Here is a 23,775-nt window from a genome sequence, read left to right on the forward strand (position 1 = left end):
GCTCCTCATCGGTCAGCACCAACTCGGCCTTCGGCCGCCCCATCGCCATACCGAAAGCCTACATCTAAACAGAATTCCAGACTCAGAACACTAGGTGCTGGCGGTCTCCTGCGGACAGCAGCGGTCCAGCACAACAACCATGCCAAACGCAGAGAGGCTATGCAAGCGGCAGAGCATGGTGTACTGTTTAGGCTGCTGCGAATTGCAGGAACGTGCTGCGAGAGGAAGGAGGGGGAATGCCCGACGACGACCGCGAGGACGAGCCCGAGGGCGTCCTGCTCAAGGGCGAGGACAACGCCGCCAAGCGGATCAAGGCCGAGCGCGAGCAGCGGGGCTGGAGCACCACCACGCTCTCCGACCGCCTCAACGAGGTCGGCTACGAGATGAACCCGTCGGCGGTATGGCGGATCGAGAACGGCAAGCGCCGCATCAACCTCGACGAGGCGATCGGCTTCGCCGAGGTCTTCGGGGTGTCACTGTCCAACCTCGTCGGCCCGCCGGCCCTGGCCGCCGCCGGCCGCGCCATGGAGCTGATCGACACCGTCGTGGCCGCCAGCGCGGCCGCCCAGCGCGCCCAGCACGCGTACCTCCGGGTCAACGCCGAACTCATCGCCTACCTCGAGGAGCACCCGGACATCCGTGAGGAGGCCAACGCGGTGGTCAGCAACGCCATCGCCGAGAGCACCATGAAGATCAACCAGGAGGAGTTCGGCCTACCGCCCGAGCCTTAGCCCGCTCCTCCGGCCGCCCTGGACCGCAAACCCCAGGACCCGGCCAGTCACACGCCCATCCCATCCCTGAACGACACCGGCCCGGCCGGGGTTGCCGCCCCACCAGCCGAGGCCACGAGAGGACCCCGCTTGCGCCACACGGCGATACCCCACGCCTCCACCCAGCCCCGCACGGCGAAGGAGGTGAACAACAACGACCGCCTGCTCACGGTCGACGAGGCCGCCGAACGCCTCGGCACCGGCGTCCGCTTCATCCGCCGGCTCATCCAGGAACGCCGGATCCGCTACGTGAAGCTCGGCAAGCACGTCCGCATCGCCGACAGCGTGTTGACCGCGTACGTCGAGGAGCGCACCGTCCCCTCCCTTCCCGAAGCGCGCTCCCGCTTCGGGAAGGCGGCCTGATGGCGAGCCGCAAGCCGCAGCGGCGGCGTGAGTTCGGCACGGTGCGTCAGCTGCCCTCGGGGCGCTGGCAGGCGCGCTACTGGGCACCGGACGGGTCCCGACGTACCGCCCCGGAGACCTTCGAGACGAGGACCGAGGCCCAGGACTGGCTGACCCTCACCAAGGCGGACATCCAGCGCAACGTCTGGGTAGATCCGGAAGTCGGAGCGGTCAACTTCGAGGAGTACGCCTTGAAGTGGGTGGCGGAGCGCGGCCTGTCCGCCACCACGGACGAGCTATACCGCCGCCTCCTGCGGCTGCACCTCCTTCCGTTCTTCGGCGAGGTGGACCTCGATGAGATCACCCCGCCGACCGTGCGGACCTGGCGGGCCGAGCGCTTCGCCACCACCGGGGCTACGACCGTCGCCAAGTCTTACCGCCTGCTCAAGGCGATCATGGAGACGGCTGCGGACGACGAACTGATCCGGCGTAATCCGTGCCGGATCAGGGGCGCCGGCAGCGAGAAGGCGAAGGAGCGCACGACGGCCACCGTCGAGCAGGTCGACGCCCTCGCCGAGGCCATCGGGATCCGCTGGCGGCTGATGGTGTACCTCGGCGCCTACGGTCCGATGCGTCCGGAGGAGCTGGCGGCTCTGCGCCGGAGCTCGATCACCCTCGACCCGCTCGCCGTACGGGTCACGGAGGCCGCTCCGGAACTGAACACCGGACGTCGCGTCGAGGGCGACACCAAATCCGCGGCCGGTGTCAGGACCATCCACTTGCCGGCCTTCCTCTATATCGAGGTCAAGCGGCACCTGGACTGGTTCGCGCAGAAGGAGCCCGACGGGCTGCTGTTCGTGGGGGAGAAGGGAGCACCCTTCCGACGGACGACCTTCGGCCGGAAGTGGGCGAAGGCCCGCGCCAAGGTCGGCCTACCGAAGGACTTCCGCTTCTACGACCTCCGGCACACGGGCCACACCCTCTCCACCCAGTCCGGTGCCACGTTGAAGGACGCGATGGTCCGCGCCGGCCAGTCCTCGGAGAAGGCCGCGATGATCTACCAGCATTCCGACGACGCCCGCCAGCAGGAGGTCGCCGGAGGCATCGACGCCAAGGTCCGTGAGTTGCGTGGACGTGCGACTGGCGTCGAGTCCGACTGAGATCCGTAACGTCCCCGGTCAGAGCGGTTCACCACCAGCTCTGACCGGGGATGGTCGAACCCTGGTAGTCGACTGACCAGCAGCGCTTCTTGATTTCCTCCCTCGAATGAGGGAGGATTTCCGGAAATCGCACTCCGTGGTCAGGGGCTGAATATGGCAGTCATGCACGTTGAGGACTCACGCGGCCAGAGCCGTCTCGCAGACCTGGGGCTCTCGGCCGAAGCCATCGAGAACGTGCTGCGGCGCGCCGAGGCGGAACGCAACTTCTGCACGCCCCTCGACCCGGTCTCGCTCCCGGGCAACATCTTCTGGGGCAGGACCATCCGCTTCCTGCGTGAGGCGTACATCCCTGACGGGTGGCGCAGTGTGAGCCCTCATAACGTCTCCCTCCTGCTGTCGCCGGAGGAGGACTTCGCCATCACTGCCTCCAGCGGAAACAAGGCCACCGGCTACGCCGCGCTCACCCCTGCCACCCGCTACTCGAAGGGCACGGCGGTCATCCGCCGGGTTGAGACCAACCGACAGCTGATGTTCCCTGGCTACGAGGCCGAACCCGAGTCTCAGGGAGTCGGAGAGGGGATCCCGACCTGGTTCCTCCTGTATCAGCACGTGAACACCCTGACGGGCACACGGCTCTACTACGAGCTGTCGCTGCCGACCAACCCGGGGAGTCGTGGCAAGATCGACAGCTGGCACGAGCGGATCATCTTCCCCTACATCGACTTCGAGGGCTTCAACCCGTTCCCGAACGACGACGACGGCGAAGGCGGCATCGACATCCCGATCGAGCGTCTGGGCTGATCGTCCACCCCACAACCCATTGGCACTCCCATGACCACCGCATCCCGGCTCGTCCTGGCGCGCAAGCGCCGCGGGCTCACCGTCACCCGTCTCGCCCAGATGGTCGGACTCACCGCCCGCCGGCTGTCCGATTACGAGAACGGCCGGGCCTACCCTCCCCCGGCCTCCCTGGCCAGCCTTGCTGAGGCTCTGGAGTTCCCTGAGTCCTTCTTCGTTGCCGAAGACGTTGCCGACTTGCCCGTCGAGTCGGTCAGCTTCAGGGCGCTGAGCAAGATGACGGCCTCACAACGGGACATCGCCCTGAGCAGTGGTCGCCTCGCCCGGATCTTGCAGGACTGGATCCGGGCTCGCTTCAAGCTGCCGGCGCCAGACCTTCCGTCCTTGACCTCGTTCAGCCGTCTCGGCAGCGACAACGAACCAGTGTTTCCGGGCGAGGCCGGTGTCGAGAACTGTCCCGCCGAGCGCGCAGCCGAACTGGTCCGCACTCGATGGGGGTTGGGGGTCGCCCCGATCCCCAACATGGTTCACCTGCTCGAAGCGCACGGCGTGCGTGTGTTCTCGCTGTCCCGGGACTGCCCGGAAGTGGACGCCTTCTCCTTCTGGGACCGCGGCATCCCGTTCGTGCTGCTGAACACCGAGAAGACGGCCGAGCGTGGACGCTTCGACGCCGCACATGAGCTGGGGCACCTGGTTCTGCATGGCGAGGAGCAGGTCCCTCATGGGCCCCAGGCCGAAGGGGAAGCGCACCGCTTCGCTGCCGCCCTGCTCATGCCCGCCGCAGACGTCTTGGCGCACGCCCCTCGCAACCCGAGCACCACCTGGATCCTGCAGGCGAAGCGTCGCTGGAAAGTCGCCGCCATGGCACTCGCCCACCGCCTGCACGAACTCAACCTCACCACCGAATGGCAGTACCGCACACACTGCGTCGAGCTCAGTCGCATGGGATATCGGAAGTCGGAACCCCAGAGCGCACTCACGCGGGAGACCTCCCAGGTGTTGGGCAAGGTCTTCGCCGCCCTTCGAGCGGAAGGCACGCCACTGGCGGAAGTCGCCCGTGATCTCGACCTGCGAGCCGTCGACCTCAGCGACTTGATTTTCGGCCTGGTGGTCATGGCCCAGGAGGGCGGGCGCGGTGGTGCCCGTAGTGCAGTCACCTCCCGTAGGCCACAACTTTCTGTCGTGCGCTGACACTCGCACTTGCGTCTGCGGAGGAACGTTCCATCGGGTGGAAGTGGTGCGGATCACAGAGCCGCCCGCCCGCATATCGAGACGGCGCTGCCTCCGCGTCACCTAAATGGTGCGGAGGCAGCGCCGTGGGCAGGGCATATAGCTGAGTTGGGGCACGCGGAGGGCACGGCGGTCCCCAAGAGGTCTAGACAACAACGAAGCCCCAGGTTGCTGACCTGGGGCTTTACTGTGGAGCGGATGACGGGAATCGAACCCGCGCTATAAGCTTGGGAAGCTCATGTTCTACCATTAAACTACATCCGCCTGGCGGTTCGTTGATCGGTACCGCAGACTCGGACACTGTACCCCATCGCGAAGTCGAGGCGTACCTCCCCGTGACGGAGCGGCGCCTGGAGGCGGGTGCTGTTGCGTTCTAATGTGGCTCTCTCGTCCACCACTTGTCGGGGAAGGGACTTGATGGGTTCGATGGAGCGCACCGTCGTTCGTTGTGCCGAAGGGCATGTGTTCAGTACCGCTTCGTTCCCGCTGCAGCAGCTCGGTGCCGGGCGGATCGGCCCAGGGCGGCTCATTCGCTGTCCGCGCTGTGCGCGGCTGCGGCATGCGGTGCCCGTGGAGCTTGAGCGGCGCTGATCGGCTGGGGCGCGGCGGGTTCCCGATTGGGGCAGGTCCGCGCCCTCTGCGTATCGTGGGGGCGTGCTTCTCTCAGACAAGGACATCCGGGCCGAGATCGATGCCGGACGGGTGCGCATCGACCCGTACGACGAATCCATGGTGCAGCCCTCGAGCATCGACGTGCGGCTTGACCGCTTCTTCCGGGTGTTCGAGAACCACCGCTACCCCCACATCGACCCCGCCGTCGAGCAGCTCGACCTGACTCGCGAGGTCGAGCCCGAGGGTGACGAGGCGTTCATCCTCCACCCCGGTGAGTTCGTGCTCGCCTCGACCTACGAGGTCATCTCCCTCCCCGACGACATCGCCTCGCGGCTGGAGGGGAAGAGCTCGCTCGGGCGGCTCGGGCTCGTCACCCATTCCACCGCCGGGTTCATCGACCCCGGTTTCTCCGGGCACGTGACCCTGGAGCTGTCGAACCTCGCCACCCTGCCGATCAAGCTCTGGCCGGGGATGAAGATCGGGCAGCTGTGCATGTTCCGCCTCAGCTCGCCCGCAGAGTTCCCGTACGGCAGCGAGCGGTACGGCTCGCGCTACCAGGGACAGCGGGGGCCGACGGCCTCGCGCTCGTTCATGAACTTCCATCGGACCCAGGTGTGACGGCAATGAGTGACGTACGGGAGAACCTCACCTACGAGGGCTTCGGCCGCGCCATCCGCGAGCTCGCCCAGACCATCGCCGACGACGGTTACGAGCCCGACATCGTGCTCTCCATCGCGCGCGGCGGCGTCTTCGTCGCCGGCGGTCTGGCGTACGCCCTCGACTGCAAGAACATCCACCTCGTCAACGTGGAGTTCTACACCGGGGTCGGAACGACGCTCGAGATGCCGGTCATGCTCGCGCCCGTTCCCAACGCCATCGACTTCAGCGACAAGAAGGTGCTGATCGCCGATGACGTCGCCGACACCGGCAAGACGCTCAAGCTCGTCCACGACTTCTGCGTCGACCACGTCGCCGAGGTCCGCTCCGCCGTCGTCTACGAGAAGTCGCACTCCCTCGTGAAGTGCGAGTACGTGTGGAAGAAGACCGACGAGTGGATCAACTTCCCCTGGTCGGTCGAGCCGCCCGTGCTGCGGCGCGAGGGCCAGGTCCTCGACGCCTGAGGCGAAGAGGTGCGGACGGAATGAGGAAGGGCCCCGGAAACCGCTCCTTGCGGTGGGGGCCCTTCCTTTCGTCTTCTACAGCGTGCCCAGCTTGATGAGCGAGAGCAGTGCGATCAGCTGGATCGCCGACGCGCCCAGCGCCTTCGGCCACGGCAGGTCGTGCGAGCGGCTCACCATCAGCGTGAACAGCGCGCCGGCCGCCAGCCAGGTGGCCCAGCCGAGGACCTGTACCAGGCTGTTCTCGCCGCCCAGGAACATCGCGAAGACCAGCCGGGGCGCGTCCGTGATCGACATGATCAGCATCGACAGGCCCACGGTCGGCTGCCAGCTGCCGTCGCCGCCCAGCTGGCGCGCCAGGGTGTGCGTGACCGCGCCCAGGATCAGGCCACCGACGACGAAGCCGGCGCCCGTCATCAGCACGTACGGGATCGCCGTCGACAGCGTCGCGCCGATCGCCTCGTCGCGCGCCTGGTCGAAGCCGAAGATCGCCAGCAGGCCGTAGAGGAACGTGACGACCAGCGCCGGCCCCCACACCGCGTGGTCCCGCATCTGCAGGAACGTCGGCGCCGGGCGCAGCACGATGCCGCTCAGCAGGGCCTTCCAGGGCAGCCGCGGGCCCGTCGGGACGGGGGCGGCGGCGGGGTACGTCGCCGCGTCGCCGTAGGGGTCCTCGTTCACGCTGAACATCTGCGTGTGCCCCGGCGTGTTCGCCGCGTAGTGCTGCTGCTGATGCTGCTGCGCTCCGTGCGGGTCCCCGAAGTACTCCGGCTCGCCGTACCCGCCGCCCTGAGGGGCCTGCTGGGCCCACTGCTGCTGCGGGTGGGGCGGCGGGGCCGCGGTGTACCCGTACGGCGCCTGCTGCGGTTGTTGTTGCGGGGGGCGGTTTTCCCGGCCGCGTCCGTTCCTGAATCCAGCCACGCCTTGAACGTACCCGTTTCCGCTGTGTGGGCGCTCCTTTGCCACTGAGCTGTGACATCCCCTAGGGGGCCCCTGAGGGCTTTGCCAGGCCGGTGCTCGGCCCTCGGCCCACGGTTACGAGGCCGACGGTTACGAGGCCCACGGTTACGAGGCCGACGGTGCGTCCGGGCGGAAGACGGATCAGCCGGGGGTCCGGCGGCCGGCCCGCGGGGCCTCAGGGCTCGGGTTCGCCCTGTACCGTCGCCGCTCGCCCCGCCAGGAGCGAGGGCGCGCAGCCGTACGTACGAAAGCCGCCCCGCGCATCTCGCGCGGGGCGGCTCTCTCGTTCGTACCGGCTACTCGGCCGAGACCGACTCCGACTCGGACTCCGCATCCGACTCCGGGGCGTCCGCCTCGACGTCCTCCGGCTTCGTCTTCACCGAGTCGAGCAGCAGCTGGGCCACGTCCACGACCTGGACGGACTCCTTCGCCTTGCCCTCGTTCTTCTTGCCGTTCACGGAGTCCGTGAGCATGACCAGACAGAACGGGCAGGCGGTGGAGACGATGTCCGGGTTGAGGGACAGGGCCTCGTCGACGCGCTCGTTGTTGATGCGCTTGCCGATCCGCTCCTCCATCCACATCCGCGCGCCACCGGCGCCACAGCAGAAGCCGCGCTCCTTGTGACGGTGCATCTCCTGCTGGCGCAGGCCCGGGACCTTGTCCATGATCTCGCGCGGCGGCGTGTAGACCTTGTTGTGGCGGCCCAGGTAGCAGGGGTCGTGGTACGTGATCAGACCCTCGACCGGCGTCACCGGGATCAGCTTGCCCTCGTCGATGAGGTGCTGGAGCAGCTGCGTGTGGTGGATGACCTCGAACTCGCCGCCCAGCTGGGGGTACTCGTTGGCGATCGTGTTGAAGCAGTGCGGGCAGGTCGCGACGATCTTCTTCGCCGACTTCGGCTTCCTGGTCGACTCGTCCTCGTCGTCCTCGCCGAACGCCATGTTCAGCATCGCGACGTTCTCCTGGCCGAGCTGCTGGAACAGCGGCTCGTTGCCCAGGCGGCGGGGCGAGTCACCGGTGCACTTCTCCTCGCCACCCATGATCGCGAACTTGACGCCCGCCATGTGCAGCAGCTCGGCGAAGGCCTTGGTGGTCTTCTTGGCCCGGTCCTCCAGGGCGCCGGCGCAGCCGACCCAGTACAGGTAGTCGACCTCGGTGAGGTCCTCGACGTCCTTGCCGACGATCGGGACGTCGAAGTCGACCTCCTTGGTCCACTCGACGCGCTGCTTCTTGGCCAGACCCCAGGGGTTGCCCTTCTTCTCCAGGTTCTTGAGCATCGTGCCGGCCTCGCTCGGGAAGGCGGACTCGATCATCACCTGGTAGCGGCGCATGTCGACGATGTGGTCGATGTGCTCGATGTCGACCGGGCACTGCTCGACGCAGGCGCCGCAGGTGGTGCAGGACCACAGCACGTCCGGGTCGATGACGCCGTTCTCCTCGGCGGTGCCGATGAGCGGACGCTCGGCCTCCGCGAGGGCGGCGGCGGGCACGCCGGCCAGCTGCTCCTCGGACGCCTTCTCCTCGCCCTCCATGGTCTTGCCGCCGCCGGCCAGCAGGTACGGGGCCTTGGCGTGCGCGTGGTCGCGCAGCGACATGATCAGGAGCTTCGGGGAGAGCGGCTTGCCGGTGTTCCAGGCGGGGCACTGCGACTGGCAGCGGCCGCACTCGGTACAGGTGGAGAAGTCGAGGATGCCCTTCCAGGAGAACTGCTCGACCTGGGAGACACCGAAGACGGCGTCCTCGGCCGGGTCCTCCCAGTCGATCTCCTGGCCCGCGGTCGTCATCGGCTGGAGCGCGCCGAGCGCGGTGGAGCCGTCGGCGTTCCGCTTGAACCAGATGTTCGGGAAGCCGAGGAAGCGGTGCCAGGCGACGCCCATGTTGGTGTTCAGCGAGACCGTGATCATCCAGGTGAAGGACGTGACGATCTTGAGCGCCGCGAAGAAGTAGGTGAGGTGCTGGATCGTGCTCAGGTCGAGACCGTCGAGCAGCGCGATCAGCGGGTACGAGGCGAAGAAGCCCGGCTCCCAGCTCGTCACGTGGTGCTGGACGCCCTCCAGGGCGCGCAGCGTCATGATGCAGACGCCGACGATCAGGATGACCGCCTCGACGAAGTACGCCTGGCCGGTCTTGGAGCCCGTGAAGCGGGACTTGCGGCCCGCTCCGCCCGGCCGGTTCAGCTGCCGGATCACGATGAGGGTCACGATGCCGAGAACGGTCATCAGGCCGAGGAACTCGGTGAAGATCTCGTACGGCAGCCAGTCGCCGATGATCGGGATCAGCCAGTCGGCCTGGAAGAGCTGGCCGAAGGCGTTGACGATGGTGAGCAGCAGCGAGAAGAAGCCCACCGCGACGAACCAGTGCGCCACGCCGACGACACCCCAGCGGTTCATGCGGGTGTGGCCGAGGAACTCCTTGACCAGCGTGATGGTGCGCTGTGTGGGGTCGCCGGTGCGCGTGCCCGCGGGCACGGGCTGGCCGAGCTTCACGAAGCGGTAGATCTGCGCGATGGCGCGGCCGAACAGCGCGACGGCCACCACCGTGATGGCGATCGACACGATGATCGCGGCGAGTTGCATGAGGGGCTCCTCGGGCGGGCCTGCGAGGCGGAGCGCCTGTACTCCCCAGTGTGGCGAGTTCGGCGCTACTAAGCGGTAACTTATTCAGTCCGTGCTGAGATTACCCCTTCACGGCTCCGCGCTGTAGCGGCGCCTGCGGTGATCTGTGTCGCTCAGGCAAGCCTTGCCGGCCGGGTTCTCCCGGCCGTCGAAGCGCTCGCCGCGCGACGCCTGCGGACTGCTGGAAGCGTACGCGCCAGGATGGCCAGATCCATCCCGAGCCAGTGATGGTCCACATAGTGGAGGTCGAGCAGCTCGCGCTCCTCCCAGGGCAGCTCGGAGCGTCCGCTGATCTGCCAGAGCCCCGTCAGCCCCGGCCGGACCGTCAGCCTCCGGCGCGACTCGCCCACGCACTCGCGGTGTCCGGGGGTGAGTGGGCATGGTCCGACGAGCGACATCTCCCCCCGTACGACATGGACCAGGAGGGGCATTCCGGCCAGCGGGCTCTTCGTGCGGAACGTGTGCATCGTGAAGGCCTGTCCGCCCCGGCCCGCCACGGTCCGGCGGCGCATCACCCCGCCGGCGCCGGCCGTCGCGACCGCGAGGGAGAGGGCGACGGCGGCGAACAGAGGGGACAGGACGGCCAGCAGGGCGAGTCCGCCCAGGAGGTCGAGTGCGCGCTTGGCCGTCATTCCCCACACCCTTTCGAGTGACATTCATGGGATATTCGTGGGATACGCCCGGTTTGCCTGGCGGGGGCACCCCGGACTCTCTCATGGCGAGGGGTCCTGAGTCGGGGAATGACGCGCCCCGGTGGGCCTTCCGGCGCTTCTTTGAGCGGCTCTCAGGGTGAAGAGTTGAGTCACCTCCACTCAGGTCTGTTGACGCGCCGAGGGTCGTCGTGCATCCTTGAGTCAGTTCCACTCAAGTCAGTCAGCTGGAGGAATCGAAATGGCACGTGCGGTCGGCATCGACCTGGGCACGACTAACTCCGTCGTCAGCGTTCTGGAAGGCGGCGAGCCCACCGTCATCACCAACGCCGAGGGCGCCAGGACCACGCCGTCCGTCGTCGCTTTCGCGAAGAACGGTGAGGTGCTCGTCGGCGAGGTCGCCAAGCGCCAGGCGGTCACCAACGTCGACAGGACCATCCGGTCGGTCAAGCGCCACATGGGCACCGACTGGAAGATCGACATCGACGGCAAGACCTTCAACCCGCAGCAGATGAGCGCCTTCATCCTGCAGAAGCTGAAGCGCGACGCCGAGGCGTACCTGGGCGAGAAGGTCGTCGACGCGGTCATCACCGTCCCGGCGTACTTCAACGACTCCGAGCGTCAGGCCACCAAGGAGGCCGGTGAGATCGCAGGCCTCAACGTCCTGCGCATCGTCAACGAGCCGACCGCGGCCGCCCTGGCCTACGGCCTGGACAAGGACGACCAGACGATCCTCGTCTTCGACCTCGGTGGCGGCACCTTCGACGTGTCCCTCCTGGAGATCGGTGACGGCGTCGTCGAGGTGAAGGCGACCAACGGTGACAACCACCTCGGTGGTGACGACTGGGACCAGCGCGTCGTCGACTACCTGGTGAAGCAGTTCGCCAACGGTCACGGCGTCGACCTGGCCAAGGACAAGATGGCTCTCCAGCGTCTCCGCGAGGCCGCGGAGAAGGCGAAGATCGAGCTGTCGTCCTCCACCGAGACGTCGATCAACCTGCCGTACATCACGGCCTCCGCCGAGGGTCCGCTGCACCTGGAGGAGAAGCTCACCCGGGCGCAGTTCCAGCAGCTCACGGCCGACCTCCTGGACCGCTGCAAGACGCCGTTCCACAACGTCATCAAGGACGCGGGCATCAACCTGTCCGAGATCGACCACGTCGTTCTCGTCGGTGGCTCCACCCGTATGCCGGCCGTCGCCGAGCTCGTCAAGGAGCTGACCGGTGGCCAGGAGGCCAACAAGGGCGTGAACCCGGACGAGGTCGTCGCCATCGGCGCGGCCCTGCAGGCCGGTGTCCTCAAGGGTGAGGTCAAGGACGTCCTGCTCCTCGACGTGACCCCGCTGTCGCTTGGTATCGAGACCAAGGGCGGCATCATGACCAAGCTCATCGAGCGCAACACCACGATCCCGACCAAGCGGTCGGAGATCTTCACGACGGCCGAGGACAACCAGCCGTCGGTGCAGATCCAGGTCTACCAGGGTGAGCGCGAGATCGCGGCGTACAACAAGAAGCTCGGCATGTTCGAGCTGACCGGTCTGCCGCCGGCCCCGCGTGGCGTCCCGCAGATCGAGGTCGCCTTCGACATCGACGCCAACGGCATCATGCACGTGACCGCCAAGGACCTGGGCACGGGCAAGGAGCAGAAGATGACCGTCACCGGTGGCTCCTCGCTGCCGAAGGACGAGGTCGACCGGATGCGCGAGGAGGCCGAGAAGTACGCGGACGAGGACCACGCCCGCCGCGAGGCCGCCGAGTCCCGCAACCAGGGCGAGCAGCTCGTCTACCAGACGGAGAAGTTCCTCAAGGACAACGAGGACAAGGTCCCCGGTGAGGTCAGGACCGAGGTCGAGACCGCCGTCGCCGAGCTGAAGGAGAAGCTCAAGGGCGAGGACACCGCGGAGATCCGTACGGCCACCGAGAAGGTCGCGGCCGTCTCCCAGAAGCTCGGCCAGGCCATGTACGCCGACGCCCAGGCCGCGCAGGCCGCGGGCGGCGACGCGCCGCAGGGCGAGGCCAAGGCCGACGACGACGTCGTGGACGCCGAGATCGTCGACGACGAGGACGAGCGGAGGGGCGGCGGCGCCTGACGCCTGAGGCTCAGCCGAGTGAGAGGCCGCGCTCCTCCAGACTCTCCTGGAGCACGCGCAGCGCCTTCGGGCCCACACCGTGGAGAGCCGCGAGCTCTGCCGCCGGCACTCCGGCGAGCGCGTCGAGCGCGGTGTAGCCCGCGGCGGTCAGCGCCCGCGTGGCGGGCGCCCCGATCCCTCGCGGCAGGTCGGTGCCGGGTTCCTCAGGTGTGGTCACACGCGTGATGGTGCCACGCGGGCGCTCACAACGGGAGCAGCCTGCCGACGAGGTCACTCAGCTGGCGCGCGTTGCGGCACGGACGCATGTCGACCAGCTCGGCGTAGGCGAGGGCGACCGAGTCGCCCGTCGACCACAGTGAGGGCCGCTCGGGGTTGAGCCAGTGGATCCGGCGGGCCCGGTCGGCGATCCGCTTCAGCGCCGCGAGGTTCGGGTCGCTCATGTTCGTACGGGCGTCGCCGAGGACGAAGACCACGGTGCGCGGGCCGACGGCTTCGGCGTACCGCTCGTCGAACTCGCCCAGCGCGGTCCCGTAGTCGCTCTGGCCGTGCCAGCCCGTCAGCACCGCCTCGTCGAGGATGCGGGCGCCGAGCCCCGCCGGGTCCGCCGCACCCCGCGCGACGAGGTCGGTCACCTCGTCGACCCGGTTGACGAAGGCGAACACCCGCACCCTGCTGAACTGGTCGTGCAACGCCTGCACCAGCAGCATGGTGAAGCTCGCGAACCCCGCGACGGACCCTGACACGTCGCAGAGCAGGACGAGTTCGGGGCGCGCGGGACGTCTGCGCCGCAGCACCGGCCGCATCGGAACGCCGCCGGTCGACAGCGAACCGCGCAGCGTGCGCCGCAGATCGATCTGTCCCCGCGCGGCGCGCCGCCGCCGTGCAGCGAGGCGGGTCGCGAGCCTGCGCGCCAGCGGCCGTACCGTCGTCCGCAACTCGTCGAGCCGGGCCCGCCCGGCGAGCAGGAAGTCGACGCTGTCCGGAGTGCCCGCGACCGCGCGCCGCGCGACCCGGTCCCGGCCCTGCCGCTCGGCGACCCGCCGCCGGGCCTCGGTCCGTACCCGTTCACGGAACGCCTCGATGCGCCGCCGGATCTCGTCGTCCGTGAGCCGGTCGGTGAACTCCGGTCCGCCCACGGCCGTGTCGCGGAGCATGGCCCGGACACGGGCGAGCAGGGTCTCGGGCCGCAGCCGGGCGAGCGTCTGGTACGAGGACCAGCCGTCCGAGTCCGGAGAGGAACCGTACCCGCCGAGGCCGCCCACCGCCTCGCCCGCGAGCCGCGTCAGCGCCGAGCGGTCGTCGGCGGCCAGGGCGGCGGCCAGCCGGTCCCGTAGCGCCGCGGTGTCGAACGCACCGGCGGGAGCGACCTCGTCCGGGTCGGTGGAGGTGAGGGGAAAGTACAGGTCGAAGACGCGGTCGAAGAGCGGGCGTTGTCCCTCCTTGTGGAGCAGCGTGGCGGCGAGTGCCTCCCGCATCCGCTCCCGGGCGGTGAAGCCCACCGCCTCCAGGGCGTGCGCCGCGTCCACGCTCTCGCCCGTGCCGATCGACAGGCCGTGGGCGCGGAGCGCGTGCACCAGACCGGTGAGCCGCCGCGCCACCCCGGCCGGCGCCGCGGTCACAGCGTGTCCAGGTCGAGCTTGGCGGCCGCCTTCAGGATGTCGTCCTGGTGCTTGAGGATCACGCCGAGACTCTCGCGGACCACCGTCTCGTCGAGGGCGTCGGCACCGAGGGCGAGGAGCGTCCGCGCCCAGTCGATGGTCTCCGCGACCGAGGGCACCTTGCGCAGGTCCATGGCGCGGAGCGCGCCGACCACGCGCACCAGCGACGCCACCAGGGCCGCGTCGAGTCCGGGCACCTTCGAGGTCACGATGCGCCGTTCGAGCTCCTCCTCAGGGAAACCGATGTGGAGGAAGAGACAGCGGCGGCGCAGCGCCTCCGACAGTTCGCGCCCGGCGTTGGAGGTGAGGACGACGAAGGGGCGCCGGGCCGCGGTGATGGTGCCCAGCTCGGGCACGGTGATCTGGAAATCGCTCAGCACTTCGAGGAGGAGCCCCTCCACCTCGATGTCGGCCTTGTCGGTCTCGTCGATGAGCAGCACGGTCGGCTCGGCGGAGCGGATGGCGGTGAGGAGCGGGCGCGGAAGCAGGAACTCCTCGCTGAAGATGTCCGTGCGCGTCTCGTCCCAGCTCTCGTCGCGGCCCGCCGTGATCCGCAGCAGCTGCTTGGCGTGGTTCCACTCGTACAGGGCCCGTGACTCGTCGACGCCCTCGTAGCACTGGAGCCGTACGAGCCGGGCGTCGGCGACCTGGGCCACGGCCTTGGCCAGCTCGGTCTTGCCCACCCCGGCGGGACCCTCCACGAGGAGCGGCTTGCCCAGTCGGTCGGCGAGGAAGACGGTGGTCGCGACGGCCGGTGAGGCCAGGTACCCGGTCGTGGCGAGTCGCTCGGCGACGTCGTCGACGGAGCTGAAGTACCCGGTCGTCGTCATGGTGTTCCCCCAGGAGCCGCGTGGTTCCGTACCGGCCGGTGGTCGTACGCGTACTCGATCAGCTCCCGCCATGTTGCACAACCGTCCGGACCGCACGTGCGGCCAAGGTCACCGACGCGACGACGGACGGCGCCGCCGGCCTCCCCGTCGGCCCTTCGCCGGACGGGCCGGGCGCGGTCACCCGGACGCCCCGCCCCCCGGCACGAACGGCGGTCGCCACGAAGCACGTTGTGAGACGGCAGATGCCCTGTGTGACCAGGGACGGCCGGTTTTCACGCCTCGGTGCGATTCTTTCCGCCGGACGCTTGTGCAAGCCCCTCCGTCCCGGCACGCTCCTCGGTATGAACACCGCCCGGCACGCCAGTGAACGTCTGATGAGCTGGCCCTCGCTGGCCCCCGGCCGCGCCCAGTGCGGCGCCGAGCTCGGGCTGCGTAGCGCGACGCACGACATCGTGCACTTCCACGGCGAGCACGAGGCCGACGTCCACCTCACCCGAGCCATGATCGCGAAACTGCGCCCGGCCCTTCTCGGGTCCAGCGCCGTGCGACTGCGCGCCGGTTCGGGGTGGGTGACGGTCCGTCTGGACATGGGATCGGACATCGATCTGCTGGCGACCTTGGTGAGCGCCGCGCTCCAGGCGTCCTCAGGACGCCCGGACGCGGCACCGGACGGCTGCACCCGCACCGGCCTGACGCCCGCCCGAACCTGAACCCACCGACACCGGACGGGCGTGCCCACGACCGGTCCGCCCGCCCCTCGTCCCGTCGGACTCCGCTGCCCGTGACAGGCCCCGATCCCCCGTTCGGCGGCATGTCGGAGGGGTCCTGCCGTTCGGGCGGGTACTCCCCGTGGCATGCCCCCCACTCCCGGTGCCCCCCACGACGGCGCCCCCGCCGAGCACGGTCACTGGTTCCGTCGCCTTCACCGGTCCGTCCTCACCTCGGGCGTCGGGCTCGCATGGAACCGCGGCCGCGAGGTGGAGCTGATGCACCGTGCCATGGGCTTCGCGGCGCTCAGTCTCCTCACGCTCGTCCCGCTGCTCATCGTCGTCGCCGCGGCCGACCTCGCCAGCGGTCAGGGCTTCGCCCGCTGGCTGATCCAGGGGCTCGGAGTCGCCGAGGTCTCGCAGGAGGAGGTCGAGCAGCTCTTCGGCAAGCCGGGGCAGGCCCTGCAGCGCACCACGGCCTTCGGTCTCGCCGCCCTCGCCGCGTTCGGTGTGACCTTCGGGTCGGCCGTCCAGACCGGCTACGAACGGGTCTGGGACCTGCCCACCGCCCGCTGGCACACCATGTGGCGTCACGTCGTCTGGCTCGCCGTACTCGTCGTCGCGCTTCTCCTCTTCGTCACCGCCCCCGTGCCCGCGGAGTCCTCCACGGCCACCGTCGTTCTGGTGGCCGTCGGCGACGTCACCGGCACCTTCCTCTTCTTCTGGTGGTCGCAGCGCTTCCTGCTCTGCGGCCGCATCCGCTGGCGCGCCCTCGCCCCGGGCGCGGTCTGCACGGCTCTGGGGCTGTTCGGGCTGCGGATCTTCTCCCAGTTCGTCTTCTCCCCGCTGATCGTCTCCAACGCCTTCACGTACGGACCGTTCGGCACCGTCCTCGTGCTGCAGTCCTGGCTCGTCGGCGTCGGCTTCGTGGTCTACGGCGCAGCCCTCGTCGGGCGCCTCATCCATGAGCACCTGGTCCGGCGGCACATCGACCGGCTGCCCGCCGAGCCGCCGGACGACTTCGCCTGACGCCACGTCGCGACAGGCCATCATCACGTACGCGGCGGGCCCGGCGGCTCCGTGATCACACGATCCGGTGGACATGATCGCAAGGCCCCGGGCTGGGGTGACGCGAACGGTTGGATGGAGGCGTTCCGCCCGGCCCGTCGAAAGAGAGCTGACCTGATGCCGAACACCTGGCTGCCGCCCGCCGACTACATCGCGACGCTGCCGAGGGCGACGGCGTACGCCTGCCTGTACTTCACCGACACCGACGGCCGGCCCTTCCAGCTGCGTGCCACCTACCGCACCGAGCTGTGGCAGTGGCCCGGCGGGAACATGGACCCGGGGGAGACGCCGTGGCAGACCGCGGTCCGCGAGTGCCGTGAGGAGACCGGCATCGTCTTCGAGGGCGAGCCCAGGCTCATCGGCACCCACTTCGTCTCCGACCGGGGCGAGGAGTGGCCCGCCAACCACATCGGATTCATCTTCGACGGGGGCGTCCTGTCGGAGGAACAGCTCGCCGGGGTCGTCCTCGACCCGGACGAGCACAGCGAGTTCCGCCTCCTCAGTCTCGACGAGTGGGAGCGGGAGATGACGCCGGGGAGCTTCGCCCGGCTCGCCGAGATCGACCGCGCACGACGGGTCGGCACGACCGTGTACGTGGAGTCGGGCGTCGACCTCTGAGCGGACGGCCCGGCGGGGGCGTCACCGGTACGACCCCGCCGGGGTGTCCTCTCTCAGGCCCGGCAGCCGACCGGGTGGTTGATGTCGAGCACGACGCGCTCGGGGAGTGGAGCGTGCGGACCTTGGAGACGGGCTTCGTGTCGAAGGCCATCCCGATGGTCACCGGTTTGGTAGGAATTCAAGCGATATGAAGTGCGCGTTCAGTTCACCTGGGTCGCGGACCGTAACTCCTCGGCTTCGCAGCAGTTGACCAGGGCATGAAGAAGCGCAGCATGCTCGCCATCGCCTCCCTCGCCGCCGGTGTCGTCACGGCCCTCGTCACCCCGCCGCCGCACGCCTCCGCGGCCGACCACGGCGCGACCGGCACCACCGGTCTCCTGCAGAACGACAATCCGGTCGGCCCCCTGCTGGACGGAGCCGCCCCGCTCGTGGCCGACAGCCTCCCCGGGACTCCCGACGCCGGCGGACTGATGTGACCCTCCGAAGGGCAGCCCGTGCACGCGCAGCGTGAGCGGGAATGACAGGATGTCCCCATGAGCAACAACGTTTACTTCGACATCACGATCAACGACGAGCCCGCGGGCCGCATCGTCTTCAAGCTGTTCGACGACGTCGTCCCGAAGACGACGAAGAACTTCCGTGAGCTCGCCACCGGCGAGCACGGCTTCGGCTATGCCGGTTCCCCGTTCCACCGCGTCATCCCCGAGTTCATGCTCCAGGGTGGCGACTTCACCAACCAGAACGGCACCGGCGGCAAGAGCATCTACGGCGAGAAGTTCGCCGACGAGAACTTCACCCTCAAGCACGACAGGCCGTACCTGCTGTCGATGGCGAACGCGGGCCGCAACACCAACGGCTCCCAGTTCTTCATCACCACGGTCCTGACCCCGTGGCTCGACGGCAAGCACGTCGTCTTCGGTGAGGTCGTCGAGGGCCAGGACCTGGTCAAGAAGATCGAGTCCCTCGGCTCCCGCTCCGGTGCGACCAGCGCCAAGATCGCCGTCGCCGCGTCCGGCGTCGTCGAGGCCTGATCCGTACCGATCCGTACGACCGCCCCCGCAGCGCACAACGCGGGGGCGGTCGTCCGTTCCCCGTGGGCCACCGCCCGCCGGCAACGGAGCCGACCGTGCCGGGTCAGGACTCCTCGCCGCCCTCCCCGTACCGGCGTTCGAACTTCGCGACGCGGCCCTCGGTGTCCACCGTGCGCGCCTTGCCCGTGTAGAACGGGTGGCTCTCGGAGGAGATCTCGACATCGACCACGGGATAGCTGTTGCCGTCGTCCCACTCGATGGTCTGCTCACTCGTCGCCGTGGACCGGGTCAGGAAGGCGAACCCGGCGGAGCGGTCGCGGAAGACCACGGGGCGGTACTCCGGCTGCTTGTCCTGCTGCATATGTCCTCCTCGGGCTGCCTGTCTGATGCCCCCAGCCTCTCCGCCCCCGCCCTCGCCGACCAGCGCCGCGGGCCCGACCGGGTGAGGTCGTCCGGTGCGGGAAGACGAGCGCCGCCGATCCCCGGCGACCGCTCAGTGCGTCCAGCGGGCGGCGAGCAGGACCGCGATGTCGTCCGGACGGTCGGTGGCCTGCCGGGCGTCCCGGATCAGCCGGTCCGCCGTCTCCGTGAGGGGAATCGCCCCCGTGACGGAGAAGGTACGGCGCAGCCACTCGACCCCCTCGTCGATGTCCCGGCCCGGACGCTCCACCAGGCCGTCCGTGTACAGCGCGAGGACCGCCCCGGGCTCCAGGTGCAGTTCCGTGACCGGATACGTGGCCTCGGCGTCGATTCCCAGGACCAGACCGCCCGCCAGCTCCAAGACCTCCGCCGTACCGTCCGGGCGCCGCAGCAGTGGCTGAGGATGCCCGGCCCGAACGGCCTGGACCAGACCCGTCGCCGGGTCGAGCACCATGTAGCAGCAGCTGGCGAACTGCCCGGGATCGAGGTCGATCAGCAGCCGGTTCGTCCCCTTCAGCACCTCCTCCGGGGAATGGCCGCCGAGTGCGAAGGCCCGTACCGCGCTGCGCAGTTGCCCCATCGTCGCCGCGGCGGCGACCCCGTGGCCCTGGACGTCGCCGACCACCAGGGCCAGCAGTCCCCGCCCGGTCTCGACCACGTCGTACCAGTCGCCGCCCACGTCCATGCCCGTGGTGCCGGGCAGATACCGCGCCACGGTGTCGACGTGGTCGCGGACCGGCAGTCGCGCCGGGAGCAGCGCGTCCTGCAGCCCGCGGGCGAGAGCGGCCTCGCTGTCGTACCGCCGGGCCCGCTCCAGGGCCTGGGCGATGAGCCCGGCCAATGCCGTCAGGACCGTGCGCTCCTCCGGACTGAATCCGCGCGGCCGGTCGAAGCCGAGGATGCACGAGCCGACCGGCCGGCCCGAGGCGATCAGCGGCAGGAAGGCGCGGGCCCCCGAGAGCGCGTCCAGCGGGAGTTCCGGATAGGCGCGGCTCATCTGCTCGATCGACTCGAAGAACAGCGGCCGGCCGGTCGTGAGCGACTCGACGCCGGGCAGGTGGGCGTCCAGCCCCACGCCGTCGAAAGGCTCCAGGAATCCCGGCGGGAACCCGGTCTCCCACGCCAGGTACAGATGCCGGTCGCTCAGCAGATAGATCGCCAGCTGCCGGCCGCCGAACGCGGGCAGCAGCTCGTCGGTCACCACCGCCGACACCTGGCGGGCCGTGACCGCCTCGGTGAGCGCGATGGCGAGCGCCACCGGTCGGTACAACGCCGACGCCCGGTCCGCCGGCGAGCCGAGACCGGAATCCGGCTGGGCGACCGAACCGGGTTTGTAGGCAGGGTCGGTCTCGGGGAGCAGCACGATCGTGACGCCGTCGTGGCCGGGATAGAGGGAGACCGAGATCCACTCCCCGTCGGGGACGTGGGCCAGGAAGTGCACCGGCTCGTCGGAGAGCAACGCGGCGCGCAGGTGCTCCTCGTACCCGGGATTGCTGAACCACGGCAGGGCCTCCCACATGGTCAGCCCGGCGAGTGAGGCCCGGGGTCTGCCGAGGAGGGCCTCGGTCAGATGGTTCACGTACGTGATCCGCCCCAGGCGGTCGATCGCGATGATGGCCCGTGGCAGCCGGTCGGTGGCGTCGGAGCCGACCAGGCCGGTGCCGAGGTCGACGAGGGATCCCTTGAGCCGCCCCGGGCGGTCGCCCGCGGCGCGGGCGGAGACCTCCAGGAGGTGGAGCCCGCCGTCGGGACCCTTGAGCCGGATCCGGCGCGCCATCTGGGCACCCGACTCGGCCGCTCGGCGGGCCATGGTCCACAGCGCGGCGCTGTCCTCCGGTGCGAGGCGCGCGGTGAGCGCCTCCATGGTCCCGGGGAACGGGTCGTCGGTGTTCTCCCCGATGATCGCCCGCAGCCCGGCGTCGGCGGTGACGGTGCCGCTCGTCAGGTCCCAGTCGAAGTGGCCGATGCGGACCGGCTTGGTACCGCCCGAGGGGAGCTGGACACACACCGGCTCGCCGGGCCACTCGACGACCGTGCCGCTCTCGGCGAGGCTCATGAGGGTGTCGCCGAGCCGGCGCGCCTCCCGCGCCATCCGCATCCGGTCCCGGGTGTTCACCGGCACGCCGGGGCTCGGCGTGCGCAGCACCACGAGCACCCCGAAGCGTTCCCGGCCGCTGACGATCGGTGCGTACAGGGAGGCGAAGGGGAAGGGGAGGCTCGCCACGAGCTGGGGGAACTGGCGCATCGCCTCGTCGACGTCGGAGAGGTGCACCGGCTGGCCCGAGCGGTGCACCTCGGCCACCGGGAACGGACGGTTCGCATGCATGCGCCACCAGGGCCGGAACAGCTGGCCGGGGAGTCCGGCGAGTACTGCCATACGGAGCAGGTCCGGTGTCCCGGAGCGCAGATAGACGGTGCCCGCGTAGCCCCCGACCGCCTCGATCGAACGCAGCGTGCCCTCGGCCAGAACCAGCGGCAGGGCGTCCAGCAGCCGCCCGTCGGCCTCGCCGTTCCCAGGAACGTCCCCGGTCCGGGCCGACGGGGCGGGGTCGGCCTCGCGGTGCGACGTCACACAGACAGGATGCTCCAGGGCCCCGCGGCCCCGCATCTCGGGTGGTCGCGCCACGTGTCGGCCCGTCACACCGGGTCACACCTCTGTGCGGGCCGGACGGACCGCGCGACCATGGGGGCGTGGGAGAGGCGGGTGGCCATGGACGCGTCCGTGATGACCGCGGTGGTCGCCGCGGCTGTGCTGGTGTGCCGTGCCGCGGTGCTCGAGATGCGTAGACCCGGCGCCGGCCGTCGTGCCTGGGCCTTCGCCACCGACCGGCGGGCCCTGGGCGCCGGGGCCGGCGCGGCGCTCGCGCTCGGTGCGGTGGGAGGGGCCACGGTCGGCGGCGCGGCGGTGCCGGCCTGGGCGGGCCTGGCCGGTGTACTCGTCGCCTCGCTGACCGCGGAGCGGAAGCGCCCACCCGGCGAGTGAACTCCCCGAAGACCCGGGTACGTTCGGGGAACGCGACGGATCTCGATGAGGAGCAGCACCCGTGACCACCGACCCACGCATCGCGCCACCCCTGCTCGGGGGCGAACGCGTGACCCTCCGCGCCTTTCTGGACTACCAGCGCGCGACGCTCGCCATGAAGTGCGAGGGACTCGACGACGCGCAGTTGAGGGAGCGCTCGATGGCTCCCTCGACCCTGTCGCTGCTCGGCCTCGTCCGGCACATGGCCGAGGTGGAACGCGCCTGGTTCCGTCGTGTCTTCGAGGACCGCGAGGCGCCGATGGTCTGGTCGGAGAAGATCGACTTCCAGGCCGCGTACGACGCGAGCGGGTCCACCCGCGCCGAGGCCTTCTCCGCCTGGGAGGCCGAGGTCGAGACCTCCCGGCGGATCGAGCGCGAGGCCGGGTCCCTGGACCTGACGGGACACCAGCCGCGGTGGGGCGAGGACGTGTCCCTGCGGATGGTCATGGTCCACGTCCTGCTCGAGTACGGCCGCCACAACGGCCACGCGGACTTCCTCCGCGAGGGCGTCGACGGAACCGTCGGCGCCTGAGCCCGGCCCCGGCGCCGGCCCCCGCGCCGTCGGCGTACCGGTGCTCCCGGACCGGGCTGGCACCGGCTCCCGGCCGGTGGGAGCCTGGCAGGAGGGGCCCGACCGGCCGAGGAGTGACGATGGGCGCACCTCCCGCAGCCGCGCGCGTGGACGAGGCGGCCTTCCAGGAGCTGGAGCGATCCTTCTCCGGCAGGCTCGTCCGTCCCGACGACCCCGCCTACGCCGAGTCGCGACGCATCTGGAACGGGTCCATCAGCAGGTTTCCCGCGCTCATCGCGTACTGCACCGGCGTCGCCGACGTCGTCGCGGCGCTGGCGAGCGCGACACGCAGTGGGCTTCCGGTCGCGGTACGGAGCGGGGGCCACAGCTTCCCCGGCCAGTCGCTGGTCGACGGCGGCCTGGTCATCGACATGTCGGCCATGAACGGCATCCGCGTCGACCCCGTGAACCGCACGGTCAGAGCCCAGGCAGGGGTCCTGCTCGGAGCGCTCGACCGCGAGACGCAGCACTTCGGGACGGCCGTGCCCGCGGGGATCGTGACGCACACCGGCCTCGCCGGGCTGACCCTCGGCGGAGGGATCGGCTGGCTGATGCGCAAGTACGGACTCACGGTCGATCAACTGCTCTCCGCCGACCTGGTCACCGCCGACGGCAGCTTCGTCACGGCGAGCGCGGACCACGAACCCGAACTCTTCTGGGGCCTGCGCGGCGCGGGCGGCAACTTCGGCGTCGTCACCGAGTTCGAGTTCCGGCTCAACCCCGTGGGGCCCATCGTGCTCGCCGGACCGATCCTCTGGCCGCTGGAAGAGGCGCCGCACGTGCTCGCCTTCTACCGCGAGTGGATCACCGACGTCCCCGACGAGCTGACCACCATCGTCGTCCACCGCAAGGCCCCGCCCCTCCCGACGATCCCGCCCGAGCTGCACGGCAGGCCCGTCATCGCGGTGATCAGCTGCTACGCGGGAGAGATCGAGACCGGCCAGCGCGTGCTCCGCCCCCTGCGGACGTTCGGGACACCGCTCCTCGACCTCTGCGCGCCCAAGCCCTTCCTCCAGCACCAGTCCATGTTCGACCCGTCCTTCCGCCTCGGCTGGTGGTACTACGTCCGCTCCTGCGACATCGAACGCCTCGACGACGAGGTGATCGGAATCAGCGCGGCCCACGCCCAGCGGCTCACCTCCCCGCTCTCGACCTGCAACATCTTCCACCTGGGGGGTGCGGTCGCCCGCGTGGGTGAGGACGAGACCGCGTGCAGCGGGCGGAGCGTGGGCCACACCTTCAACATCAACGGCAACTGCTTCGACGCCGAGGGATTCGACGACGCGAAGGCGTGGGCGCGGGCGTGGTGGTCCGCTCTGGAGCCGTACCACGCGGGCGTCTACGTCAACTTCCTCATGGACGAGGGCGCGGCCCGCGTCGAGCAGGCGTACGGCGCCGAGAAGCTCCGCAGGCTGCGCGCGCTCAAGCGGGAGTACGACCCCGGCAACGTCTTCCGCTCGAACCAGAACATCGCCCCGGCGGACTGACCGCCCGGGCGCTACCGGG

The 23,775-nt window shown here is 69.7% G+C and carries 24 protein-coding genes and 1 tRNA gene; 16 read left to right on the forward strand and 9 right to left on the reverse strand.

The genetic code is table 11. The features are described from left to right. Nucleotides 1–236 precede the first annotated feature (236 nt). The 5 genes from ACFUJR_RS18660 (at nucleotide 237) to ACFUJR_RS18680 (ending at nucleotide 4,261) form a co-directional block, all read left to right on the forward strand. Nucleotides 237–731 carry a helix-turn-helix domain-containing protein gene (locus ACFUJR_RS18660; RefSeq protein ID WP_383180235.1) on the forward strand — a complete coding sequence of 165 codons (495 nt, stop codon included), beginning with the start codon at nucleotides 237–239 and terminating at the stop codon, nucleotides 729–731. 183 nt (nucleotides 732–914) lie between these two features. After that, entirely contained in the window at nucleotides 915–1,133 is a 219-nt protein-coding gene (locus tag ACFUJR_RS18665) for an excisionase family DNA-binding protein (RefSeq protein WP_383180238.1), read from the forward strand. Continuing rightward, the gene (locus tag ACFUJR_RS18670; RefSeq protein ID WP_383180232.1) at nucleotides 1,133–2,272 is read left to right on the forward strand and encodes a tyrosine-type recombinase/integrase; all 1,140 of its coding nucleotides are present in this window, start codon (nucleotides 1,133–1,135) and stop codon (nucleotides 2,270–2,272) included. The genes ACFUJR_RS18665 and ACFUJR_RS18670 overlap by 1 nt, the downstream gene beginning before the upstream one ends. Before the next feature lie 162 nt (nucleotides 2,273–2,434). After that, nucleotides 2,435–3,073, forward strand: coding sequence for a hypothetical protein (locus ACFUJR_RS18675; RefSeq protein ID WP_383180229.1), 639 nt, complete (start codon nucleotides 2,435–2,437; stop codon nucleotides 3,071–3,073). Between the two features lie 30 nt (nucleotides 3,074–3,103). Then, nucleotides 3,104–4,261 carry a helix-turn-helix domain-containing protein gene (locus tag ACFUJR_RS18680; protein ID WP_383180227.1) on the forward strand — a complete coding sequence of 386 codons (1,158 nt, stop codon included), beginning with the start codon at nucleotides 3,104–3,106 and terminating at the stop codon, nucleotides 4,259–4,261. A 229-nt stretch (nucleotides 4,262–4,490) separates the two neighbouring features. Here ACFUJR_RS18680 and ACFUJR_RS18685 read toward each other — a convergent pair. Continuing rightward, nucleotides 4,491–4,564 (reverse strand) — tRNA-Gly (locus ACFUJR_RS18685). 390 nt (nucleotides 4,565–4,954) lie between these two features. On the opposite strand from ACFUJR_RS18685, the gene dcd reads away from it, so the two are divergent. Both dcd and ACFUJR_RS18695 read left to right on the forward strand, forming a co-directional pair. Beyond that, nucleotides 4,955–5,530, forward strand: a complete 576-nt coding sequence (gene dcd, locus ACFUJR_RS18690; protein WP_056653242.1) for a dCTP deaminase — start codon at nucleotides 4,955–4,957, stop codon at nucleotides 5,528–5,530. A 5-nt stretch (nucleotides 5,531–5,535) separates the two neighbouring features. Further along, a complete protein-coding gene (locus ACFUJR_RS18695; RefSeq protein WP_383180224.1) occupies nucleotides 5,536–6,033 on the forward strand; it encodes a phosphoribosyltransferase in 498 nt (165 codons plus the stop codon). A gap of 75 nt (nucleotides 6,034–6,108) precedes the next feature. On the opposite strand, the gene ACFUJR_RS18700 is transcribed toward ACFUJR_RS18695, so the two are convergent. The 3 genes from ACFUJR_RS18700 to ACFUJR_RS18710 form a co-directional block, all read right to left on the reverse strand. Further along, nucleotides 6,109–6,951 carry a Yip1 family protein gene (locus tag ACFUJR_RS18700; protein WP_383180221.1) on the reverse strand — a complete coding sequence of 281 codons (843 nt, stop codon included), beginning with the start codon at nucleotides 6,949–6,951 and terminating at the stop codon, nucleotides 6,109–6,111. 335 nt (nucleotides 6,952–7,286) lie between these two features. Beyond that, nucleotides 7,287–9,566: a (Fe-S)-binding protein gene (locus ACFUJR_RS18705; protein WP_383169560.1), complete on the reverse strand. Its 2,280-nt coding sequence runs from the start codon at nucleotides 9,564–9,566 to the stop codon at nucleotides 7,287–7,289. 152 nt (nucleotides 9,567–9,718) lie between these two features. Continuing rightward, entirely contained in the window at nucleotides 9,719–10,237 is a 519-nt protein-coding gene (locus ACFUJR_RS18710) for a sugar transferase (RefSeq protein WP_383169562.1), read from the reverse strand. Nucleotides 10,238–10,496: 259 nt separating this feature from the next. On the opposite strand from ACFUJR_RS18710, the gene dnaK reads away from it, so the two are divergent. Continuing rightward, nucleotides 10,497–12,344 (forward strand): molecular chaperone DnaK, encoded by a 1,848-nt coding sequence (dnaK, locus tag ACFUJR_RS18715; protein ID WP_383450549.1) that lies wholly within the window; start codon nucleotides 10,497–10,499, stop codon nucleotides 12,342–12,344. Nucleotides 12,345–12,354: 10 nt separating this feature from the next. Here the strand turns inward: dnaK and ACFUJR_RS18720 are convergent, their stop codons facing one another. The 3 genes from ACFUJR_RS18720 to ACFUJR_RS18730 are packed head-to-tail and all read right to left on the reverse strand — an operon-like array spanning nucleotide 12,355 to nucleotide 14,832. Beyond that, nucleotides 12,355–12,561, reverse strand: coding sequence for a DNA-binding protein (locus ACFUJR_RS18720; RefSeq protein ID WP_383176146.1), 207 nt, complete (start codon nucleotides 12,559–12,561; stop codon nucleotides 12,355–12,357). 25 nt (nucleotides 12,562–12,586) lie between these two features. After that, nucleotides 12,587–13,963, reverse strand: a complete 1,377-nt coding sequence (locus ACFUJR_RS18725; RefSeq protein WP_383176149.1) for a VWA domain-containing protein — start codon at nucleotides 13,961–13,963, stop codon at nucleotides 12,587–12,589. Then, nucleotides 13,960–14,832 (reverse strand): AAA family ATPase, encoded by an 873-nt coding sequence (locus tag ACFUJR_RS18730; protein ID WP_383176152.1) that lies wholly within the window; start codon nucleotides 14,830–14,832, stop codon nucleotides 13,960–13,962. Before ACFUJR_RS18730 ends, ACFUJR_RS18725 begins: the two co-directional genes overlap by 4 nt. 341 nt (nucleotides 14,833–15,173) lie before the next feature. Between ACFUJR_RS18730 and ACFUJR_RS18735 the strand changes: the two genes are divergently transcribed. The 5 genes from ACFUJR_RS18735 (at nucleotide 15,174) to ACFUJR_RS18755 (ending at nucleotide 18,256) form a co-directional block, all read left to right on the forward strand. Further along, nucleotides 15,174–15,542, forward strand: coding sequence for a luciferase family protein (locus ACFUJR_RS18735; RefSeq protein ID WP_383176155.1), 369 nt, complete (start codon nucleotides 15,174–15,176; stop codon nucleotides 15,540–15,542). 144 nt (nucleotides 15,543–15,686) lie between these two features. Beyond that, nucleotides 15,687–16,568 carry a YhjD/YihY/BrkB family envelope integrity protein gene (locus ACFUJR_RS18740; protein WP_383176158.1) on the forward strand — a complete coding sequence of 294 codons (882 nt, stop codon included), beginning with the start codon at nucleotides 15,687–15,689 and terminating at the stop codon, nucleotides 16,566–16,568. Between the two features lie 156 nt (nucleotides 16,569–16,724). Next, the gene (locus ACFUJR_RS18745; RefSeq protein ID WP_383176161.1) at nucleotides 16,725–17,225 is read left to right on the forward strand and encodes an NUDIX domain-containing protein; all 501 of its coding nucleotides are present in this window, start codon (nucleotides 16,725–16,727) and stop codon (nucleotides 17,223–17,225) included. A gap of 257 nt (nucleotides 17,226–17,482) precedes the next feature. Next, on the forward strand, nucleotides 17,483–17,701 hold the full coding sequence (locus ACFUJR_RS18750) for a hypothetical protein (RefSeq protein WP_383176164.1): 219 nt from the start codon (nucleotides 17,483–17,485) through the stop codon (nucleotides 17,699–17,701). Between the two features lie 57 nt (nucleotides 17,702–17,758). Continuing rightward, nucleotides 17,759–18,256 carry a peptidylprolyl isomerase gene (locus ACFUJR_RS18755; RefSeq protein WP_352190039.1) on the forward strand — a complete coding sequence of 166 codons (498 nt, stop codon included), beginning with the start codon at nucleotides 17,759–17,761 and terminating at the stop codon, nucleotides 18,254–18,256. A gap of 103 nt (nucleotides 18,257–18,359) precedes the next feature. Here the strand turns inward: ACFUJR_RS18755 and ACFUJR_RS18760 are convergent, their stop codons facing one another. Then, nucleotides 18,360–18,617 carry a type B 50S ribosomal protein L31 gene (locus ACFUJR_RS18760; RefSeq protein WP_383176168.1) on the reverse strand — a complete coding sequence of 86 codons (258 nt, stop codon included), beginning with the start codon at nucleotides 18,615–18,617 and terminating at the stop codon, nucleotides 18,360–18,362. A 132-nt stretch (nucleotides 18,618–18,749) separates the two neighbouring features. After that, the gene (locus tag ACFUJR_RS18765; protein ID WP_383176200.1) at nucleotides 18,750–21,284 is read right to left on the reverse strand and encodes a SpoIIE family protein phosphatase; all 2,535 of its coding nucleotides are present in this window, start codon (nucleotides 21,282–21,284) and stop codon (nucleotides 18,750–18,752) included. Between the two features lie 102 nt (nucleotides 21,285–21,386). On the opposite strand from ACFUJR_RS18765, the gene ACFUJR_RS18770 reads away from it, so the two are divergent. The 3 genes from ACFUJR_RS18770 (at nucleotide 21,387) to ACFUJR_RS18780 (ending at nucleotide 23,756) form a co-directional block, all read left to right on the forward strand. After that, on the forward strand, nucleotides 21,387–21,659 hold the full coding sequence (locus ACFUJR_RS18770) for a hypothetical protein (RefSeq protein ID WP_383176171.1): 273 nt from the start codon (nucleotides 21,387–21,389) through the stop codon (nucleotides 21,657–21,659). A 61-nt stretch (nucleotides 21,660–21,720) separates the two neighbouring features. Further along, nucleotides 21,721–22,230 (forward strand): DinB family protein, encoded by a 510-nt coding sequence (locus ACFUJR_RS18775; protein ID WP_383176174.1) that lies wholly within the window; start codon nucleotides 21,721–21,723, stop codon nucleotides 22,228–22,230. A gap of 119 nt (nucleotides 22,231–22,349) precedes the next feature. Next, nucleotides 22,350–23,756 (forward strand): FAD-binding oxidoreductase, encoded by a 1,407-nt coding sequence (locus ACFUJR_RS18780; RefSeq protein WP_383176177.1) that lies wholly within the window; start codon nucleotides 22,350–22,352, stop codon nucleotides 23,754–23,756. Nucleotides 23,757–23,775: the final 19 nt, after the last annotated feature.

It is taken from the genome of Streptomyces sp. NPDC057271 (genome assembly GCF_042668715.1).
Lineage (GTDB): Bacteria > Actinomycetota > Actinomycetes > Streptomycetales > Streptomycetaceae > Streptomyces.

Excerpts from the sequence above, each read along its gene's own strand:
- ACFUJR_RS18710 (WP_383169562.1), bottom strand. The coding sequence starts at position 10,237 with ATGACGGCCAAGCGCGCACTCGACCTCCTGGGCGGACTCGCCCTGCTG.
- ACFUJR_RS18740 (WP_383176158.1), top strand. The coding sequence starts at position 15,687 with ATGCCCCCCACTCCCGGTGCCCCCCACGACGGCGCCCCCGCCGAGCAC.
- ACFUJR_RS18770 (WP_383176171.1), top strand. The coding sequence starts at position 21,387 with ATGGACGCGTCCGTGATGACCGCGGTGGTCGCCGCGGCTGTGCTGGTG.
- ACFUJR_RS18675 (WP_383180229.1), top strand. The coding sequence starts at position 2,435 with ATGCACGTTGAGGACTCACGCGGCCAGAGCCGTCTCGCAGACCTGGGG.
- ACFUJR_RS18755 (WP_352190039.1), top strand. The coding sequence starts at position 17,759 with ATGAGCAACAACGTTTACTTCGACATCACGATCAACGACGAGCCCGCG.
- ACFUJR_RS18735 (WP_383176155.1), top strand. The coding sequence starts at position 15,174 with ATGAACACCGCCCGGCACGCCAGTGAACGTCTGATGAGCTGGCCCTCG.
- ACFUJR_RS18765 (WP_383176200.1), bottom strand. The coding sequence starts at position 21,284 with ATGCGGGGCCGCGGGGCCCTGGAGCATCCTGTCTGTGTGACGTCGCAC.
- ACFUJR_RS18780 (WP_383176177.1), top strand. The coding sequence starts at position 22,350 with ATGGGCGCACCTCCCGCAGCCGCGCGCGTGGACGAGGCGGCCTTCCAG.
- ACFUJR_RS18750 (WP_383176164.1), top strand. The coding sequence starts at position 17,483 with ATGAAGAAGCGCAGCATGCTCGCCATCGCCTCCCTCGCCGCCGGTGTC.
- ACFUJR_RS18745 (WP_383176161.1), top strand. The coding sequence starts at position 16,725 with ATGCCGAACACCTGGCTGCCGCCCGCCGACTACATCGCGACGCTGCCG.
- ACFUJR_RS18695 (WP_383180224.1), top strand. The coding sequence starts at position 5,536 with ATGAGTGACGTACGGGAGAACCTCACCTACGAGGGCTTCGGCCGCGCC.
- dnaK (WP_383450549.1), top strand. The coding sequence starts at position 10,497 with ATGGCACGTGCGGTCGGCATCGACCTGGGCACGACTAACTCCGTCGTC.
- ACFUJR_RS18705 (WP_383169560.1), bottom strand. The coding sequence starts at position 9,566 with ATGCAACTCGCCGCGATCATCGTGTCGATCGCCATCACGGTGGTGGCC.
- ACFUJR_RS18660 (WP_383180235.1), top strand. The coding sequence starts at position 237 with ATGCCCGACGACGACCGCGAGGACGAGCCCGAGGGCGTCCTGCTCAAG.
- ACFUJR_RS18730 (WP_383176152.1), bottom strand. The coding sequence starts at position 14,832 with ATGACGACGACCGGGTACTTCAGCTCCGTCGACGACGTCGCCGAGCGA.
- ACFUJR_RS18680 (WP_383180227.1), top strand. The coding sequence starts at position 3,104 with ATGACCACCGCATCCCGGCTCGTCCTGGCGCGCAAGCGCCGCGGGCTC.
- ACFUJR_RS18670 (WP_383180232.1), top strand. The coding sequence starts at position 1,133 with ATGGCGAGCCGCAAGCCGCAGCGGCGGCGTGAGTTCGGCACGGTGCGT.
- ACFUJR_RS18760 (WP_383176168.1), bottom strand. The coding sequence starts at position 18,617 with ATGCAGCAGGACAAGCAGCCGGAGTACCGCCCCGTGGTCTTCCGCGAC.